The organism is Promicromonospora sukumoe 327MFSha3.1 (genome assembly GCF_000385135.1).
GTDB classification, from domain to species: Bacteria; Actinomycetota; Actinomycetes; order Actinomycetales; family Cellulomonadaceae; genus Promicromonospora; species Promicromonospora sukumoe_B.
This window is the reverse complement of the sequence record NZ_ARQM01000012.1, coordinates 1-16,339: the sequence shown is the minus strand read 5'-3', so window position 1 is coordinate 16,339 and position 16,339 is coordinate 1. Positions and strand designations below refer to the sequence as shown.

At 73.0% G+C, this 16,339-nt stretch carries 15 protein-coding genes; 8 read left to right on the top strand and 7 right to left on the bottom strand.

Annotated elements, in window-relative coordinates:
• Positions 1-134: 134 nt before the first annotated feature.
• The 3 genes from H291_RS0118950 to H291_RS32755 all read left to right on the top strand — a co-directional run bounded on the left by H291_RS0118950 (position 135) and on the right by H291_RS32755 (position 3,238).
• Positions 135-800, top strand: a complete 666-nt coding sequence (locus H291_RS0118950; protein WP_020016591.1) for an SGNH/GDSL hydrolase family protein — start codon at positions 135-137, stop codon at positions 798-800.
• Complete coding sequence (locus tag H291_RS0118945) at positions 797-1,468, top strand: GntR family transcriptional regulator (RefSeq protein ID WP_020016590.1); 672 nt, start codon at positions 797-799, stop codon at positions 1,466-1,468. Before H291_RS0118950 ends, H291_RS0118945 begins: the two co-directional genes overlap by 4 nt.
• Positions 1,469-1,555: 87 nt before the next feature.
• The gene (locus tag H291_RS32755; protein WP_020016589.1) at positions 1,556-3,238 is read left to right on the top strand and encodes a SpoIIE family protein phosphatase; all 1,683 of its coding nucleotides are present in this window, start codon (positions 1,556-1,558) and stop codon (positions 3,236-3,238) included.
• 10 nt (positions 3,239-3,248) lie between these two features.
• On the opposite strand, the gene H291_RS32750 is transcribed toward H291_RS32755, so the two are convergent.
• The 7 genes from H291_RS32750 to H291_RS0118905 are packed head-to-tail and all read right to left on the bottom strand — an operon-like array spanning position 3,249 to position 10,979.
• Complete coding sequence (locus H291_RS32750; protein ID WP_157237189.1) at positions 3,249-4,124, bottom strand: amidohydrolase family protein; 876 nt, start codon at positions 4,122-4,124, stop codon at positions 3,249-3,251.
• The gene (locus tag H291_RS0118930; RefSeq protein WP_020016587.1) at positions 4,121-5,113 is read right to left on the bottom strand and encodes an aldo/keto reductase; all 993 of its coding nucleotides are present in this window, start codon (positions 5,111-5,113) and stop codon (positions 4,121-4,123) included. Before H291_RS0118930 ends, H291_RS32750 begins: the two co-directional genes overlap by 4 nt.
• Positions 5,083-5,913: a hypothetical protein gene (locus H291_RS0118925; protein WP_020016586.1), complete on the bottom strand. Its 831-nt coding sequence runs from the start codon at positions 5,911-5,913 to the stop codon at positions 5,083-5,085. Before H291_RS0118925 ends, H291_RS0118930 begins: the two co-directional genes overlap by 31 nt.
• Complete coding sequence (locus H291_RS0118920; protein WP_020016585.1) at positions 5,910-7,892, bottom strand: hypothetical protein; 1,983 nt, start codon at positions 7,890-7,892, stop codon at positions 5,910-5,912. Before H291_RS0118920 ends, H291_RS0118925 begins: the two co-directional genes overlap by 4 nt.
• 4 nt (positions 7,893-7,896) lie before the next feature.
• Positions 7,897-8,766 (bottom strand): carbohydrate ABC transporter permease, encoded by an 870-nt coding sequence (locus H291_RS0118915; protein WP_033327395.1) that lies wholly within the window; start codon positions 8,764-8,766, stop codon positions 7,897-7,899.
• Positions 8,766-9,692: a carbohydrate ABC transporter permease gene (locus H291_RS0118910; RefSeq protein ID WP_020016583.1), complete on the bottom strand. Its 927-nt coding sequence runs from the start codon at positions 9,690-9,692 to the stop codon at positions 8,766-8,768. Before H291_RS0118910 ends, H291_RS0118915 begins: the two co-directional genes overlap by 1 nt.
• Before the next feature lie 27 nt (positions 9,693-9,719).
• Positions 9,720-10,979 carry an ABC transporter substrate-binding protein gene (locus tag H291_RS0118905; RefSeq protein WP_020016582.1) on the bottom strand — a complete coding sequence of 420 codons (1,260 nt, stop codon included), beginning with the start codon at positions 10,977-10,979 and terminating at the stop codon, positions 9,720-9,722.
• 150 nt (positions 10,980-11,129) lie between these two features.
• On the opposite strand from H291_RS0118905, the gene H291_RS0118900 reads away from it, so the two are divergent.
• From H291_RS0118900 to glmS, 5 genes are all read left to right on the top strand, one after another.
• On the top strand, positions 11,130-11,831 hold the full coding sequence (locus tag H291_RS0118900) for a helix-turn-helix transcriptional regulator (protein ID WP_020016581.1): 702 nt from the start codon (positions 11,130-11,132) through the stop codon (positions 11,829-11,831).
• 87 nt (positions 11,832-11,918) lie between these two features.
• The gene (locus H291_RS0118895) at positions 11,919-12,326 is read left to right on the top strand and encodes a VOC family protein (protein WP_020016580.1); all 408 of its coding nucleotides are present in this window, start codon (positions 11,919-11,921) and stop codon (positions 12,324-12,326) included.
• Positions 12,327-12,441: 115 nt separating this feature from the next.
• Positions 12,442-13,701: a tyrosine--tRNA ligase gene (gene tyrS, locus H291_RS0118890; RefSeq protein WP_020016579.1), complete on the top strand. Its 1,260-nt coding sequence runs from the start codon at positions 12,442-12,444 to the stop codon at positions 13,699-13,701.
• Between the two features lie 174 nt (positions 13,702-13,875).
• Positions 13,876-14,139, top strand: a complete 264-nt coding sequence (locus tag H291_RS0118885; RefSeq protein WP_020016578.1) for a hypothetical protein — start codon at positions 13,876-13,878, stop codon at positions 14,137-14,139.
• 34 nt (positions 14,140-14,173) lie between these two features.
• Entirely contained in the window at positions 14,174-15,997 is a 1,824-nt protein-coding gene (gene glmS, locus H291_RS0118880) for a glutamine--fructose-6-phosphate transaminase (isomerizing) (protein WP_020016577.1), read from the top strand.
• Positions 15,998-16,339: the final 342 nt, after the last annotated feature.

Sequence of the window (16,339 nt, the reverse complement as noted above, 5' to 3'; positions counted from 1 at the left end):
GTCACGGACTGCGGGTCGACGTCGACCTACGGCTGGCAGCGCGAGCGATGCTACATTAATCGATAATCGCTGACAATGGTCAGGCCAGTGCTCCCGGTACGGTCGGACCTGTTCATCACACGAAGGAGTGCTCCATGACCAGCGGTACCACCAGCGGCAGCGCCGCGGAACGACTCGTCTTCGTCGGCGACTCGATCACCGACGCCGGCCGCGACCGGGCGGACGCCGCGTCGCTCGGCGACGGCTACGTCAGCCTCGTCGCGGGCGACCTGCCCGGGGCGGAGGTACGCAACCTCGGCGTCGGTGGCGACCGCGCCGTCGACCTGGAGGCGCGCTGGGACCGGGACATCGCCGGCTCGGCGCCCGACGTGCTCACGCTGTACGTGGGCGTCAACGACACGTGGCGCCGCTTCGACCGCGACGACCCCACGAGCGCCGCGGACTTCGAGGCTGCCTACCGCCGGCTCCTGGACCGCGTTCCCGGAACCCCGCGCCTGGTGCTGATCGAGCCGTTCCTGCTGCCGGTGCGCGCCGAGCAGCACGACTGGCTCGACGACCTCGCGGGCAAGCGCGACGTGGTGGCGCGCCTCGCCGCGGAGACCGGGGCGGCCCTGGTCCCGCTGCACGCGCTGCTCACCACCGCCGCCGAGGCGGCGGGCCCCGCCGGGGCCGAGTCGCTCGCGCCCGACGGCGTGCACCCCACGCCCACCGGCTCGCGGGCCATCGCCGACGCGTGGCTCGCGGCCTACCGGTCCGACGCACAAACGATTGTCGATAATGGCGCTAGGCTGGCCGGATGACTGATGCGCTGAGCGGTATCCCGGGTCTCGAGCGCGGGCTGCTGTCCGACCAGATCTACGACCTCGTCAAGTCGATGATCAAGTCGTCGCAGCTCGCCCCGGGAGAGCAGCTCGTGGAGTCCCAGCTCGCCCGCCGCCTGCGGGTGAGCCAGGCCCCCGTGCGTGACGCGCTCAAGCAGCTCGCGCACGAGGGGCTGGTCACGCACGTGCGCCACCAGGGCAACTTCGTGACCAAGCACTCCGACGAGGAGGCCCAGCAGGCCAAGCAGGCCCGTGTGGCGCTGGAGGCGCTCGCGGGCCGGCTCACCTGCGGCCGCCTGACGGCGGAGACGCGGGCCCGGCTCGAGGAGGTCATCGCGGCGATGCACACCGCGGTGGAGGCCCAGGACCTGCCCGCGTTCCGCGAGCTCGACTTCGGCTTCCACCGGGCGATCATCGAGGCGAGCGGCAACACCTACCTGCCGCGCATGTGGGACATCATCGAGCCGAGCCTGCGCTCGATGCACCTGCTCGGCGACCCCGAGTTCACCGGGGACTGGCACCAGGTGGCGGACTGGCACCGCAGCCTGCTCGACGTGCTGGACGCCGGGGACCCCGACGCTGCGTCGGCGCTGTTCGAGGCGCACGCGGCGGGGACCCTGCTGGACGAGGACGGCGACGCCGGCTGAGGGGAGGGGCGGGGAACGAACCGGGGCAAGCCGGGCTCACCCCCTCGGAAGGCTAGACCGGCGAGGGATTCTCGTTACGATTCGCGTGTGAAATCGGGGTGGTTCGAGGAGGCGACGGCACGCAGCGCCGTCGGCCACGAGGCCCGGACCGTCGCGTGGGAGGCCACGCCGCTCGGTCCGCCCGACGCATGGCCGGAGTCGCTGCGGCACGCCGTGCGGCTGTGCTACTCGACCCGGTTCCCCGTGATGATGGTCTGGGGCCCGGACCTGACGCTGATCTACAACGACGGCTACCGGGACATGCTCGGCACGGACAAGCACCCCGTCGCGCTGGGCGCGCCGGCCCGGGTGATCTGGGCGGAGATCTGGGACGACATCGGCCCCCTGTTCGACGCCGTGCTGAGGACCGGCGAGCCGACGCTCAGCCGCGACCTCTACCTGCTGATGAACCGCTCGGGGTACGCCGAGGAGACCTACTTCACCTTCTCCTACAGCCCGCTGTCCGACGACGACGGCCGGGTCGTCGGTGTGCTGGACATCGCGACCGAGACCACGCTCGAGGTGGTGAACCAGCGGCGCCTGGCCTTGCTGGGCAACGTGCACGGAGTCCTGCCCGCGACGTTCACCGACCTGCGGAGCTTCGCGCAGCCCGTGGTCGATGTGCTGGCGGCCAGCCCGGACGTCGCCCGGGTCGCGGTCTACGCCGCGAGCGGTCCCGAGGCGATCCTGGAGTCCGGGGACGCCGCGGGGCCGAGCGAGCTGCCGCTCGTCCTCCGCGCGCTCCGTACCGGCCGGCGCCAGGTGGTCCCGGGCACGGTGGTCAAGCCCGTGAAGTCCGGCCAGGGCAGCGGCGTCATCGCCGCGCTCGTCCTGCGCGGCAGCGTGGTGCGGCCGTGGGACGCGGACTACGCCCGCTTCATGATGGTCCTGGCGACGACGGTCACCTCCGCGCTGCGGGACGTCGTCCGGCGGCGCGTCCACGACGACGCGCTGCGGCTGCGGGCCGTGCACTCGGAGGAGGAGCGGGTCCGGGCCACCGAGGTGTCCCTGGCGCTGCAGCAGGCCGTGCTCACCGAACCGCCGCGGCTCGACGACCTGGAGGTGGTCGTGCACTACCAGCCGGCCGCCGTCGAGCGGGACATCGGGGGCGACTGGTACGACGCGTTCGCGACGCGTGACGGCGCGGCGACCCTGGTGATCGGCGACGTCATCGGGCACGACCTGGACGCGGCGGTCGCGATGGGGCAGCTCCGTGCCCTCGTCCGCGCGATCGGGTACGACAGCCAGGAGACGCCGGCGCGCGTGCTTGAGCGCGTCGACGCGGCGATCGACGGCCTCGCGCTCGGACGGGCGGCGACGGCTACCGCCCTCGTGGCGCGCGTCGAGAAGGCCGCGGGGTCGCGGGAGGAGGCGCGCACGGTCCGGTGGTCGAGCGCGGGTCACCTGCCGCCGATCCTGGTCCGGGCCGACGGCACGAGCGAGATCCTGCAGGTTCGCAACGACCTGCTGCTCGGGATGGATCCCGGGGTGGCGCGCCGGGACCACGCGGTCGACATCGGCCCCGGCGACACGCTGGTGCTCTACACCGACGGGCTGATCGAGACGCGTGACGACCGCCTCCGCGCGCGCCTGGACCAGCTGGCCAAGGTGCTCGCGGGGACGCACACCGAGGAGCTCCCCGCCGTCGTGCAGGTGGCGCTGTCGGGCATGCTCTCCGGCTCGGCCGGGGACGACGTGGCGATCGTGATGGTGCGCGCCGCCGCCTGGTAGGGCGCTCCCGTCAACCCGTGATCCCGTAGAGCCGCGCGGCCGTACCCGACCACAGGGCCGACGTCGCGGGGTCACCGAGCCGGGGGAGAGCGCGGGCGGTGCGCCCGACGATCTCGGCGTACGGCGCGACCCGCGCCGACATCGGCCAGTCGCTGCCGAACAGCAGCCGGTCCGTCCCCAGCAGGTCGACGGCGGCGCGTGCGGCCGCGACGACCCGGCGGGCGTCCTCGGGGTCCGTGGTGTGGAGGCCGGACAGCTTGGCGTGCACGCGCGGGCGCTCGGCGGCGTCGGCGAGCGCGGCGCGCCATGCCTCGTCGGGCGGGCCGGTGCCGAGCCCCAGGTGGCAGACGACGACGTCCAGCGCCGGGTGCCGGTCGGCCAGCGCGGCGACGGCGGGGAGCTGCGCGGGGCGCACGAGCGTCTCCAGCACCCGGCCGGTGCCGGCGAGCCCGGCGCACAGGGCGTCCAGCCCGGCGACGTCGGACAGGTCGGCGGCCGCGCCGGGGACGGCGAGCCGGAGGCCGGCGACGGGCACGCCGTCGTCGAGCAGGGGCTGGGCCATGCCCGCCCAGGCGTCCGGGTCGCCGGGGCGGGCGTCGTACTGCGGCACGACAGGTCCGGGCAGCGGGCCGTGGGCCGCGGCGTGTGCGGCGAGCCAGCGGGCCTCGCCCTCGGTGTCGGCGGCCTGGACGGCGACGGCGGCGCGTACCGGCACCGGGGCGGTCGCCACGGCGCGGGCCAGGTCTGCCGGGCCGACCCGCCGGGGCAGGCCCAGGTGCTCGGCGAACCAGGAGATCCGCATCGCACCGGTGTCCCAGAGGTGCACGTGGGCGTCGACGATCCCGCCGGCCGGCGGGCCGCCGCGCGCCCCGGGAGACCCGCTCATGCCCGGGCCGGGGCCGCGTCCAGCGCGGCCCACAGGTCCTCGGGCACGTCGGCCGCGGCGGCGTCGGCGAAGACGTCGACCTCGGCCGGGGTGCGCGCCCCCACGACGACCGCCTCGACCCCCGCGACCCGCAACGGGTACCGCGCGGCGGCCGCCGCCAGGGGCAGCCCGGCATCCGCGCACGCGGCGGCCATGTGCAGCGCCCGGTCCACCTGCTCCGGGCCGGCGGCGTGGTACTCGAAGAACGGCGCGCCCACGGGGTCGGCGAGCACCCCGGAGTTATACACGCCCGCGGCGATCACGCCCACGCCCCGCTCGCGTGCGGCGGGGAGCAGGTCGGTCTCGGCCGTGCGGTCCAGCAGCGTGACCCGCCCGGCGGGCATGACGACGTCGAGCGCGTCCGCGGCCTCCCGCACCAGGCGCGCGACCGGCGCGTTGTGCCCCATGCCCACGCCGACCGCGCGCACCACGCCCTGGTCGCGGAGCTCCAGGAGCGCGGGCAGGGCGCCACGCAGCGCGGCGTCGACGTCGTGCGGGTCGTGCAGGTAGAGCAGGTCCACGCGGTCGGTGCCGAGTCGCAGCAGGCTGCCCTCCAGCGAGCGCAGCACGCCGTCGCGGCTCAGGTCGCCGACGGTGCTGACCCCGGTACCGCCGACGGGCACGGGGGCGCCGTCGGCGTCCACGATGGTGCGCCCCACCTTGGTGGCGATCACGACACCGTCGCGGTCGACGCCCGCCAGGGCGGCACCGAGCCGTCGCTCGCTGACGCCCTCGCCGTAGTGCGGGGCGGTGTCGAAGAACCGCACGCCGCGGTCCAGGGCGCGGCCCACGGTCGCCTCGGCGGCGGCCTCGGCCACGGGTACGAACAGGTTGCCGATGGGCGCGCAGCCCAGGCCGAACGTGGTCGTCACGGCCGCTTCGGGGCCGGGCTCGTGCCCGACGTGGCTCGGCGCCGGGCTCAGCGGGCGGAGGGCTGCGCGGAACGCCATGCCTCGAACTCCCCTCGGGTGTCGGGGGTCAGCGGGTAGTAGTCGCTCAGCCGCGCGCCCTCGTCAAGGCGCTGCCGGCTGAACACCTCCCACTCCTCGTGGTCGCTGGCCGAGTCGATCACCTGGTCGGCCATCGCGCGCGGCACGATGACGGGGCCGTCGTCGTCGGCGACCACGAGGTCGCCGGGCATGCAGAGCACGCCGCCCACGGCGACGGGCACGTCGAACGCCCAGGGGAACAGCTCGGACTGGGAGGCGTAGTGCGGCGTGACGCCGGTGGACCACACGGGCAGCCCGAGGTCACGGATCTTCCCGGAGTCGCGGATCCGGCCGTCGACGACGACGCCGGCCCCGCCCTTGCGCTGGAAGTAGCGAGCCAGGATGTCGCCGAGGCAGCCCGAGAAGCGGCTGCCGAACGCCTGGATCACCAGCACGTCGCCGGGCTGCGTGGTCTCCAGCACGTGCCACAGGGCGGTGTGCCGCTCCACGTACTCCTGCTCGTCGCCCGCGGCCAGGTCCTCGCGCTGCGGCATGAACTGCAGCGTGAGGGCCGAGCCGACCACCCGGTACCCGGGTGACAGGGGGCGCGGGCCCTCGACGAACGAGCGGCGGATGCCCAGCCCGTGCAGCTTGGCGCAGGCCGTGGCCGAGGACACCTCGCCCAGCCGCGCCAGCGTGCCGGCGTCGGCCCGCTCGAACGGCTCGCCCCGCACGGGGAGCGTGACGTCCGGCCGGACCAGACCCGCCGTGGGGTCGGTGGGCAGGCCGTCGGCGCCGGTCCTGGTGAGCGCTTCGGTCATGAGGATGCTCCTTCTCGGGGCTGGGGGTGGATGGTCGCGGCGGGCTCGTGGCGCGGCGCGGTCGTGGCGGGGGCGGTCAGCAGCACCAGGTCGGCGCGGTGGGAGGGTGGCAGCTCCACGAGCAGGTCGGCGGCCTCCAGCGGCACGGTCGCCGAGGTGGGCGTCCCCGCCCGCCCGGCCGACGCCGTCGACGGCCCCGGGTAGACGCCGCCGGTCTCGCCCCGGGTCACGACGCCGGTCAGGCGCTGCTCCCCGAACCGCCCCGGCCGCACCCGCACCCGCCGGGCACGCGTGGGCGACAGGTTGACCAGCGTCAGCTCCACCTGGCCCGCCCGGGGGTCGCCGTCCAGCCGCGTGACCAGGGCCGCGACGTCCGGCGGCAGGCCCGGCCGCGACCGGTCGGCGTCGGTGTAGCTCACGGCGGCGAACGGCAGCCCGCCGTTGTAGAGCGTCTGGGGCGTACCTGTGACGAGCTGCCCCAGCACCTCCGTGACCACGGGGTTGGCCCGCTGCCAGAAGTGCAGGTGCACCGTCTCCGGGTCCACGGGCTCGGCCTCCATCACCGCGACCCGGCGCGCGAGCTGCCCCAGCGCCATCGACAGCGCCCGCTCGGGGTAGTCCGGGAGCGCGCCGTCGAGGAACGTGAGCCACGGGCCCTCGTGCCCCGCCTCCACCTTGTCGCGGAACGGCCGCACCTCGCGCGCGCCGGGCGTGCCGTCGAGCACGCGGTCCAGGCGCTCGCGGTCGTTCGGGTCGCGGGTCCACCACCACAGCCAGGTCGGCAGGTCGAGCTGCAAGGGGCCGAAGTCGAACCAGCCCTCGGCGCCGTATCGGTAGGGCACCAGCAGCGCGGGCTCGGCGGCGTGCGGCCCGAGCCGTTCCAGCCAGCTCCCGCGCAGGCTGAACGGCGTCTCGGTGACCGGCGCGGTGACCGCCTGGTCCAGCACCGTGTCGAGCATGGTGCGCACCAGGTCGAGCGGGCCGTCGTCGCGCGCCCCGGCCCCGTCGGGGCCCGAGGCCGCGCCCGAGACGAACGACGCGTTGATCGCGCCGATCAGCGTGCTCATGCCCACCGAGTGCAGGCCGTGGGGCCAGGTCCAGCCGTAGTGCCCGCCGTACCAGGCGCCGTCGTGCAGGCCGCCGACGACGCCGTCGGGCGCCACGTTGTCGGGCATGAGCCCGCCTGCCGCGGCGGCCCGCTCGCGCCACCCGCCGACGTACCGGGCCACCCACCCGGCCGACGCGGCGTCGCCGTCGTACAGCCAGGAGTTGGTCACCAGGGAGGTGGCAGCGAGGTTGACGGCGGTGTCGCCGGCGGCGCGGCGCTGCATCTCGTCGCCCATGAGCTGGGCCCTGGCCGGGTCCTCGAGGTCGGACCAGCGCGTGATGCCCGGCAGCCCGTGCAGCGGGAGGCCGTAGGCCTCCATGTAGTCGAGCGAGGCCGGGTAGGTCAGCCACTCGGGACCCAGCCCGGGGAGCGGGCCGCGGGCCCCGTTGTGCGGCGCGGTGACGATGTTGCGCGCCGGGTCGTAGTTGCCGTGGGCCGGGTCGGTGTACAGCCGGGCGAACCGCCGGGCGCGCTCGGCGAACCGCTCGTCGCCCGGGTCGGCGGCGCACAGGCCGTAGAAGAACAGGAGCGACTCGCCCTGGTGGAACCAGTCGTACCCGTTCTCGTACTCGCCGCTGAGCATGCCGGCCTCGGTGAGCTGCGCCGTCACGCCCTCGAAGTGGTGCTTGGCGGCGTCGAGCACGTCGTCGCTGCCGCCCAGGGCGTAGAAGGCCGGCCAGTTGAAGAACGGCTCGTAGAGGTCGTCCACGCCGTCGCGGTGCTCGAACCCGCCGGCGTGCAGGATGCGGCCGTCGGGGCCGCAGTACCGCGCGGCGAAGAGTCGCCAGGCCTCCTCGGTCGCGTCGAACAGGCGGCGTTCGAGCACCGCCCAGGCGGGCACCTCGGTCAGGGGAGTGGTGGGGATCCGCATCGCGTCAGCCCTTCGTCGCCCCGGCGACCAGGCCGCCGATGATGTGCCGCTGCATGAGGACGAAGAACAGGATCGCGGGGGTCACCGCGAGCAGCAGCGTGGGGAAGACCGTGGTGTAGTCCGTCGAGAACTCGCCCACGGCCGCGTACACGCCGGTGGTCACGGTGTAGATGCCGGAGCCGGGGCCCAGGATGATCTGCGGGCTCACGAAGTCGTTCCAGACGCTGATCGAGTTGAGCACCACGATCGTGGCCACGACGGGCCGCATGATCGGGAAGATGCAGGCCCAGAACGCCCGGATCTTGCCCGCGCCGTCGAGCGCGGCGGCCTCGTCGATGTCCCGCGGCACGGTGCGCAGGTAGGCGGCGAACAGGAAGATCGTGACCGGCAGCGTGGCGGCCGTCTCGAACAGGATGAAGCCGGGGATCGTGTTGATCAGCCCCAGCACCCGCAGCACGAACACGACGGGGATCAGCGTCACCTGGCCCGGGATGAACAGCCCGGAGACGAACAGGAGCAGCAGCCCCAGGTGCCACCTCGACCGGCCGCGCGCGATCACGTACGCCACGGGCGCGGCCAGCGCGATGCCGAACACGTTGACCAGCGCCACGAACAGCAGCGTGACGCCGTACGCGCGCACCACGTTGAACTTCTCGCTGGTCAGCGCCGCCTGCAGGTACTCCAGGCTGAAGGTGTCGGGACCGATCGCCAGCGGCGAGGAGATGATCGCCTCCTGCGGTTTGAAGGCGTTGATCACCATGATGTAGAGCGGCACCAGCATGACCAGGGCGGCCGCACCGAGCAGCACCCACTTGAGCACGGTGCCCACGCCGGGGGCACGCAGCCGGCGTCGCGGGGTCGGGTATCTGCGCATCAGTCGGCCACCTTCTGCTCCGCGCCCCGCCGGGCGAACGTCACCGCGAGGCCGAGCACGGCCGTGACCAGCAGCAGGATCACGGACTGCGCCGCGCCGAACCCGAGCTCGGACTGCGCGAACGAGTCCCGCAGGATCTGGTAGACGATCGTCTGGGTGGACCCGGCGGGGCCGCCGTCGGTCAGGGCCAGCACGATGTCGTACACCTTGAGCAGCCCCACGAGCGTGAGCACCAGGTTCACGGTGAACACGGGGGCGATCAGCGGCAGCGTCACGTTGCGGAACTGCTGCCACCTCGAGGCGCCGTCCACCGTGGCGGCCTCGTAGTACTCGGTCGGCACGGACTTGATGCCGGCCAGGAACAGGATCATGTTGAAGCCGAAGTGCGACCACACGATCGTGAGGATCACGCTCGCCTTGGCGAACGCGACCTCCGTGAGGAACGGGACCGGCGGCACGCCGAGGTGACCGAGCAGGCCGTTGACGGCGCCCTCCGGCGCCAGCATGGCCGACCAGAGGAACCCGATGATCAGCGCGCTGATGATGTACGGGTAGAAGAAGATCGTGCGCATCAGCGTGTTCGCCCGGCCGGAGCCCGAGATGAGGGCCGCGATCGTGAGCCCGACGCCGTTGCACAGCACCGTGCCGAAGAACGCCACGACGGCGGTGAAGATCGCGGCGTCGACCGTGCGGGGGTTGCGGAACGCCTCCGCGTAGTTGTCGAGCCCGATGAACGTGAAGTTCAGGCTGTAGCCGTTCCAGTCGGTCAGGCTCAGCACGAACGCGAGGAACATCGGGACGATGAACATCGCCAGGAACACCAGGACGGCGGGGCCGCCCATGACGATCCCGGGGAGGCGGTCGCGCCACACCCGCGCCGCCGAGCGGCGGCGGGGGTGCGGCACGACGGTGAGCGTGTCTGCCATGTCGGTCACCTGTCAGCTAGCGGGGGGTCAGCCGATGGTCGCGGCGAACCAGTCGTCCATGGCCTTCTCGACGTCGGCGGCGTCGGTGCCGCCGATCAGGGCCTGGGTCTGGGCGTTGATCTCGTCGGAGTAGCCGGTGGGCAGGGTGCGCTCGCCGTAGCCCTGGCCGGTCGGGGTGTAGGCCTCGGCGGGGGTGTCGGCCACGATCTGCTGCAGCTCCTGGCCCAGCTCGTCCATCTCGTACTCGTAGCCGTCGCGGAAGTTGCCGTCGACCTCGAGCTGGTCGGCCACCGCCGTCTGGTCGGTCACCAGGAACTCGACGAGCTTGGCCGCCGCGTCCGTGTCCTCGCTCGTCTTCAGGATCGAGTACGGGCTCGCGATGTTGGCGCCCATGGCGGGGGTCGCGACGCCGTCGGCCGCGGGGGCGGCGAAGACGCCGATCTCGGCCTTCTCCTCGGCCTTGGCCTCGGTCCCGGCGAACCAGCTGCCCATCGGGTAGATCGCGCTCTTGCCCGACAGGAACGCCTGCTCGGCGTCCGGGTACTTGATGCCCAGGGCGTCCTTGGGCACGTAGCCGTCGGCCACCCAGCCGGCGTACGTCTCCACGGCCGGGCCGTACGTCTCGGCGAAGGTCTCCTCGCCGGCGCTCATGCTCGCGAACCAGTCCGGGTCCTCGCCCACGACCGTGGGCAGGCCCAGGGTCTGCAGCGAGTGGCTGGTCATCCAGTCGCCGCCGGTCTGGATCGGCGTCCAGCCGGCGTCCTTCAGCTTGCCGAGCGCGGCGGTGAGCTCCTCGACGGTCGCGGGTGTCTGGGTGATCCCCGCCTCCTCGAAGGCGGTCTTGTTGTAGAACCACAGGCTCTGCAGCTGGAAGCCGATGCCCGCCATGTAGTACTTGCCGTCGATCGAGTACTGGTCGGCCAGCGGGCCGCTCGTGGCCCAGTCGTACTGCGACAGGTCCACCAGCTCGGGCGCCAGGTCGACCGTCGGCGGCAGCGACTGCACGACGTCGGGCGCGTCGCCCGCGGTCAGCAGCCGGGGGAGCGCGGCCGCCACACCTTCGGCGCCCGGGTTCTGCACGACGACGTCGATCCCGGGGTTGGCCTCCTCGAACGGCGCGACGAGCTCGTTCCAGAACTCCTCGGTGAGGTTGGGCGTGACGTTGACGAGCAGGCTCAGCTCGGTGGTGCCACCGGCGCTGTCGCCGCCGTCCCCGGCGCAGCCGGTCAGGGCGAGGGCGGCCACCGTGAGCGTGCCCACGCTCGCGAGGTTGCGGTGCTTGATCATCGTTGATCCTCTCGGGGGGTGCCGCGGGACGCTGCTGTGCGTGGGCCGCGACGTGTGGCGGTACGGCAATGGAGTGACGTCTCAGGGAGGCTAATCGATAATCGTTGGGATGGGAAGTGCGTCGTCGTCCGGCCCACGTAGGCTCAGCGGGTGAACCGGACCGACCGCCTCTACGCGATCGTCGAGGAGCTGCGAGCCGTGGCCCCGCGCCCGCGGAGCGCGTCCTGGCTGGCAGACCGGTTCGAGGTCAGCCGCCGCACCATCGAGCGCGACATCGGCGCGCTGCAGCAGACCGGGGTTCCCCTCTGGGCGGAGCCGGGTCGCACCGGGGGCTACTGCCTCGACCGGGCCAGGACGCTCCCGCCGGTCAACTTCAGCCCCGACGAGGCGGTCGCGGTCGCGGTGGCGCTGGGCGGCCTGGCCGGCACGCCGTTCGCGCCCGCTGGGTCGACAGCGCTCCGCAAGATCCTCGCGGCCATGCGGGACGACGACGCGACCGCCGCCCACGACCTCGCCGCCCGCGTGCACCTGCTCGGGGCGCCCCCGCCTGTGCCGCCGGTCCCCGCCGTCCTTACCGACGCGATCTCCGCGCGCAGGGTCCTGCGCCTGCGGTATACCGACCGGGCGGGCGCCGCTACCACGCGTGACGTCGAGCCGCTCGGGTTCGTGGGCTCGTCCACGGGGTGGTACCTGCTGGCCTGGTGCCGGCTGCGCGACGGGATCCGCGCCTTCCGCCTCGACCGCGTCGACCGGGTCACGGCCACCAGCGAGCGCGCGCCCCACCGGACCGTCCGGCCGGAGGACGTCCAGGTCCCTGACGGCGACCTGCGCACCCTGACGCTGCTCGGCTGAAAACACCGACACAAGGGTGTCGCGGAGCGACTGCACGCTGGTCAGGAGCCGTGGACCGACCGCGGCCACGACCGGAAGGACCACGCCATGCGCCCCACGACCTTCGCCTCCGTGCGCCTGATCACCGACGACGTCGAACGGCTGACCGCGTTCTACGAGCGCGTCACCGGCGTCACCGCGGACCGGCCGTCGCCCGAGTTCGCCGAGCTGCGCACGAGCCGGGGCACCCTGGCGATCGGCAGCACACGCACTGTCCAGGTCTTCGGTCCCGGCTCCGCGAGCCCCGCGGCGAACCGCACGGCCATCGTCGAGTTCCTCGTCGACGACGTGGACGCGCTGTTCACCGGGCTCGGCGACACGGTGGTGACCGTGACCCCGCCCACCACCATGCCCTGGGGCAACCGGTCACTGCTCGTGCGTGACCCCGACGGCACCCTGGTGAACCTGTTCACGCCCGCGAGCCCGCAGGCGCGGGAGCGGAGCGGGATGGAATGAGGGCGAGCCTCGCGCCGCCGTCGGGCAGACTATGACCATCGGGCCGACGAGCCCGCCGAGCGGTACCTGACCGACAACGCCGGTCCTACCCACCCCCCTAAAAGGAGCATCCACGGTGACTCACATCTTCGACGAGCTGCAATGGCGAGGCCTGGTGGCACAGTCCACCGACGAGGCCGCGCTGCGTTCTGCACTGTCGGAGGGCACCGTGGACTATTACGTGGGCTTCGACCCCACGGCCCCGTCGCTGCACATCGGCAACCTCGTCCAGGTCCTCACCGCCCGCCGCCTGCAGGACGCCGGCCACCGGCCCTACCTGCTGGTCGGCGGAGCCACGGGCCTCATCGGCGACCCCCGCGACTCGGGCGAGCGCACGCTCAACTCACCCGAGGTGGTCGCCGGCTGGGTCGAGCGCATCCGCGCCCAGATCGAGCCGCACCTGTCGTTCGACGGCGACAACGCCGCGCGCATGGTGAACAACCTGGACTGGACCGCCCCCATGTCGGCGATCGAGTTCCTGCGCGACATCGGCAAGCACTTCCGCCTCGGCACCATGCTGTCCAAGGACATCGTGGCCCGGCGGCTCGCCTCGGACGAGGGCATCAGCTTCACCGAGTTCAGCTACCAGGTGCTGCAGGGCATGGACTTCCGCGAGCTCTACCGCCGCCACGGCATCAGCCTCCAGCTCGGCGGCAACGACCAGTGGGGCAACCTGCTGGCTGGCGTCGAGCTGATCCGCAAGGCCGAGGGCGTCAGCGCGCACGCCCTGACCACGCCGCTGATCACCAAGGCCGACGGCACCAAGTTCGGCAAGTCCGAGGGCGGCTCCATCTGGCTCGACCCGGAGATGACCAGCCCCTACGCCTTCTACCAGTTCTGGCTCAACCAGGCCGACGCCGACGTCGTGAACTACCTCAAGGTGTTCACGTTCCGCTCCCGCGAGGAGATCGCCGAGCTCGAGCGCGAGGTGGCCGAGCGGCCCTTCGCGCGCGAGGCGCAGAAGGCGCTCGCGGGCGACGTCACCACGCTGGTGCACGGCGCGGGGGCCACGGAGGCGGTCATCGCGGCGAGCCAGGCGCTGTTCGGCCGCGGCTCGCTCGACGAGCTGGACGACCGCACGCTCGCCGGCGCGGTGGCCGAGCTGCCGCGCGTGACGGCCAAGGCCGGCGACCTGGTCGCCGACCTCATGGTCGGCTCGGGCCTGGTGGCGTCCAAGGGCGCCGCGCGGCGTGCGATCGCGGAGGGCGGCGCCTACGTGAACAACGTCAAGGTCACGTCCGACGACGCCGCGCTCGGCGCCGAGGACCTGCTGCACGGGCGGTACGCGGTGCTGCGCCGAGGCAAGAAGACCCTGGCGGTCGCCGCCTCGGAGTGACCACCTGACCACACCGGTGCCGGACGGCGGCTGCCTGCTGCGAAGCGGGCGGCCGCCGTTTCGTCTGCCCGGACCGGTTGCTCCGACCTGTCCCTCGAATCAGTGAAGTCGGATCTTGCCCGATTCCGGGCAAGAAGTTGTCGTTCGGTCGTGAGATGAGCGAGGCTCGGCGACATGAGGACGTCTTCCGACCTCGTCGCCCAGGTGGCGGCGACCACCGGACTCACGCCCGCCGAGGCGGCGCGCGTGATCGGCGACGTCGTCGCCTACTACGCCGAGCCGGTGGAGGACGTCGTCCGGCGGCGGCACGCCGAGCTGAAGACGCACGGGGTCAGGAACCCCGAGATCTTCGCGCGGATCGCCGCCGAGCTGGAGCAGCGGGTCGTCGCGGCGCCCCGCCTCAGCGAGCGGCAGCTGCGCCGGATGATCTACGGCTGAGCCCGCGCGCCCATCACTTCGAAGGAGCACCAACATGTGTGGAATCGTCGGTTACGTCGGCGGCCAGAACGCGGCGCCGTTGCTGGTGGAGGCGCTCGGCAGGCTGGAGCACCGCGGGTACGACTCGGCGGGCGTCGCCGTCGTCGGTTCGCAGCTGAAGGTCACCAAGCGCGCCGGGCGGGTCCGTGACCTGGCCGAGGTGCTGCCCAAGCGCACGTCCGGCCGGGTGGGTATCGGGCACACCCGCTGGGCCACGCACGGTCCCGCGACCGACGTGAACGCCCACCCGCACACGGACGCGAGCGGCACGGTAGCGGTGGTGCACAACGGCATCATCGACAACGCCGCCGCGCTGCGCGGCCGCCTGACCGACCAGGGCGTCGAGCTCGTGAGCGACACCGACACCGAGGTGTTCGCGCACCTCGTGGCCCTGTCGGGGGCGGACACGCTCGAGGGCAAGGTCGTCGACGCGCTGGACGCGGTGGAGGGCACCTACGGCCTCGCCGTCGTGCACGCCGGTTTCCCCGACCGGGTGGTGGTGGCGCGCAACGGCAGCCCGCTGCTGGTCGGCGTGGGGGAGAAGGAGATGTTCGTCGCCTCCGACCTGGCCGCCCTCGTGCGGCACACCACGACGGTCGCCCACCTCGCCGACGGCGAGCTGGCGACCGTCACGGCGGCGGGCTTCACGACGTTCCGCCGCGACCTGACCCGCACGCAGACGACGGCGCGCGAGGTCGACGTCGACCCCAGCGCCTACGAGCACGGACAGATCGACGGCCGGCCGCGCATGTACACGGAGATGCTGGAGCAGCCGGCCAGCGTGGAGCGGGCGCTGCGCGGGCGGCTGGACGAGCGGTTCGCGACCGCGCACCTCGGCGGCCTCGAGATGGACGCCCGTGAGCTGCGGGCCGTGCGCCGGGTCAAGATCCTCGGCTGCGGCTCGGCGTACTACGTGGGCCAGATGGGCGCCTCGCTCGTCGAGGAGCTCGCCCGCGTCCCCGCCGACGCCGAGGCCGCGAGCGAGTTCCGCTACCGGGACCCCGTGATCGAGCCGGACACCCTGTACGTCGCGGTGAGCCAGTCGGGCGAGACCATCGACACGCTGCTGGCCGTCGAGGAGATCAAGCGCAAGGGCGGCCGCGTGATCGGCCTGGTCAACGTGGTCGGCTCCGCCATCGCCCGTGCCTGCGACGGCGGGATCTACCTGCACGCGGGGCCGGAGATCGCCGTCGCCTCCACCAAGGCGCTCACCACGATGTTCGTGGGCTTCGCGCTCCTGGCCCTCCAGCTCGGTCGGGTGCGCGACCTCTCGGTCGCCGACGGGCGCCGGCTCGTGGCGGGCCTGCAGGCCCTGCCGGCCCAGATCGAGCAGGTGCTCGACGGCGAGGAGCGGATCGCCCAGGCCGCCAAGTCGCTGGCCGCGGCCGAGAGCCTGTTCTTCGTGGGCCGGGTGCGTGGGTACCCGGTGGCGCGTGAGGGCGCGCAGAAGTTCAAGGAGATCAGCTACCGGCACGCCGAGGCGTACCAGATGTCCGAGCTGAAGCACGGGCCGCTGGCGCTCATCTCGCCGGACGTACCCAGCGTCGCGATCGTGCCCGACGACGAGCTGACCGACCGGAACGTGGCCGCCCTGCACGAGATCGCCGCCCGCGGCGGCCCCCTCGTGGTCGTGACGCACCCGGGAGTGGACCTGGGCGAGCTGCGCGCGGAGCGCATCGAGGTGCCGCGCAACGAGCGGGAGCTCGACCCGCTGTTGCTGACGGTGCCGCTGCAGCTGCTGGCGTATCACGCGGCGCTGTCGCTGGGGCACGACGTGGACAAGCCGCGGAACCTGGCGAAGTCCGTCACCGTGGAGTGACGGGGCCGGCTTCTGGAGGGGCTCCTCGGGCACCGGGACGGGTCCGGGGAGCCCCATCGCAAGCTGATTTTGCGTGGACCGCGATCGCTGTGTACTGTTCCGGTTGTTCGCCCGGCAGGGAGAGACGGACAGGAAGCGCCGAGAGCGTGACTGGCCGGTCCCGGGGCGGAAACCACCTCAAGATCTCAGGGGGCCTCGTGCGCTCTGGAGCCGGGGGTGGGCTTGCCAGACAGGCACCCCGATGCATGGATCCTGAACAGGATGCTTGCGCCGGGGAGCGTGGTAGGGTAAGTTACAGAGGTTGCCTCCGAACGAGGATGACGCGGTTCAGGCCGCGATCCT

Coding starts and splice junctions, on each gene's coding strand:
- H291_RS0118950 (WP_020016591.1), top strand. CDS start 135: ATGACCAGCGGTACCACCAGCGGCAGCGCCGCGGAACGACTCGTCTTC.
- H291_RS32750 (WP_157237189.1), bottom strand. CDS start 4,124: ATGAGCGGGTCTCCCGGGGCGCGCGGCGGCCCGCCGGCCGGCGGGATC.
- H291_RS0118915 (WP_033327395.1), bottom strand. CDS start 8,766: ATGCGCAGATACCCGACCCCGCGACGCCGGCTGCGTGCCCCCGGCGTG.
- glmS (WP_020016577.1), top strand. CDS start 14,174: ATGTGTGGAATCGTCGGTTACGTCGGCGGCCAGAACGCGGCGCCGTTG.
- H291_RS0118925 (WP_020016586.1), bottom strand. CDS start 5,913: ATGACCGAAGCGCTCACCAGGACCGGCGCCGACGGCCTGCCCACCGAC.
- H291_RS0118930 (WP_020016587.1), bottom strand. CDS start 5,113: ATGGCGTTCCGCGCAGCCCTCCGCCCGCTGAGCCCGGCGCCGAGCCAC.
- H291_RS0118885 (WP_020016578.1), top strand. CDS start 13,876: ATGAGGACGTCTTCCGACCTCGTCGCCCAGGTGGCGGCGACCACCGGA.
- H291_RS0118895 (WP_020016580.1), top strand. CDS start 11,919: ATGCGCCCCACGACCTTCGCCTCCGTGCGCCTGATCACCGACGACGTC.
- H291_RS0118920 (WP_020016585.1), bottom strand. CDS start 7,892: ATGCGGATCCCCACCACTCCCCTGACCGAGGTGCCCGCCTGGGCGGTG.
- H291_RS0118905 (WP_020016582.1), bottom strand. CDS start 10,979: ATGATCAAGCACCGCAACCTCGCGAGCGTGGGCACGCTCACGGTGGCC.
- H291_RS0118910 (WP_020016583.1), bottom strand. CDS start 9,692: ATGGCAGACACGCTCACCGTCGTGCCGCACCCCCGCCGCCGCTCGGCG.
- H291_RS0118945 (WP_020016590.1), top strand. CDS start 797: ATGACTGATGCGCTGAGCGGTATCCCGGGTCTCGAGCGCGGGCTGCTG.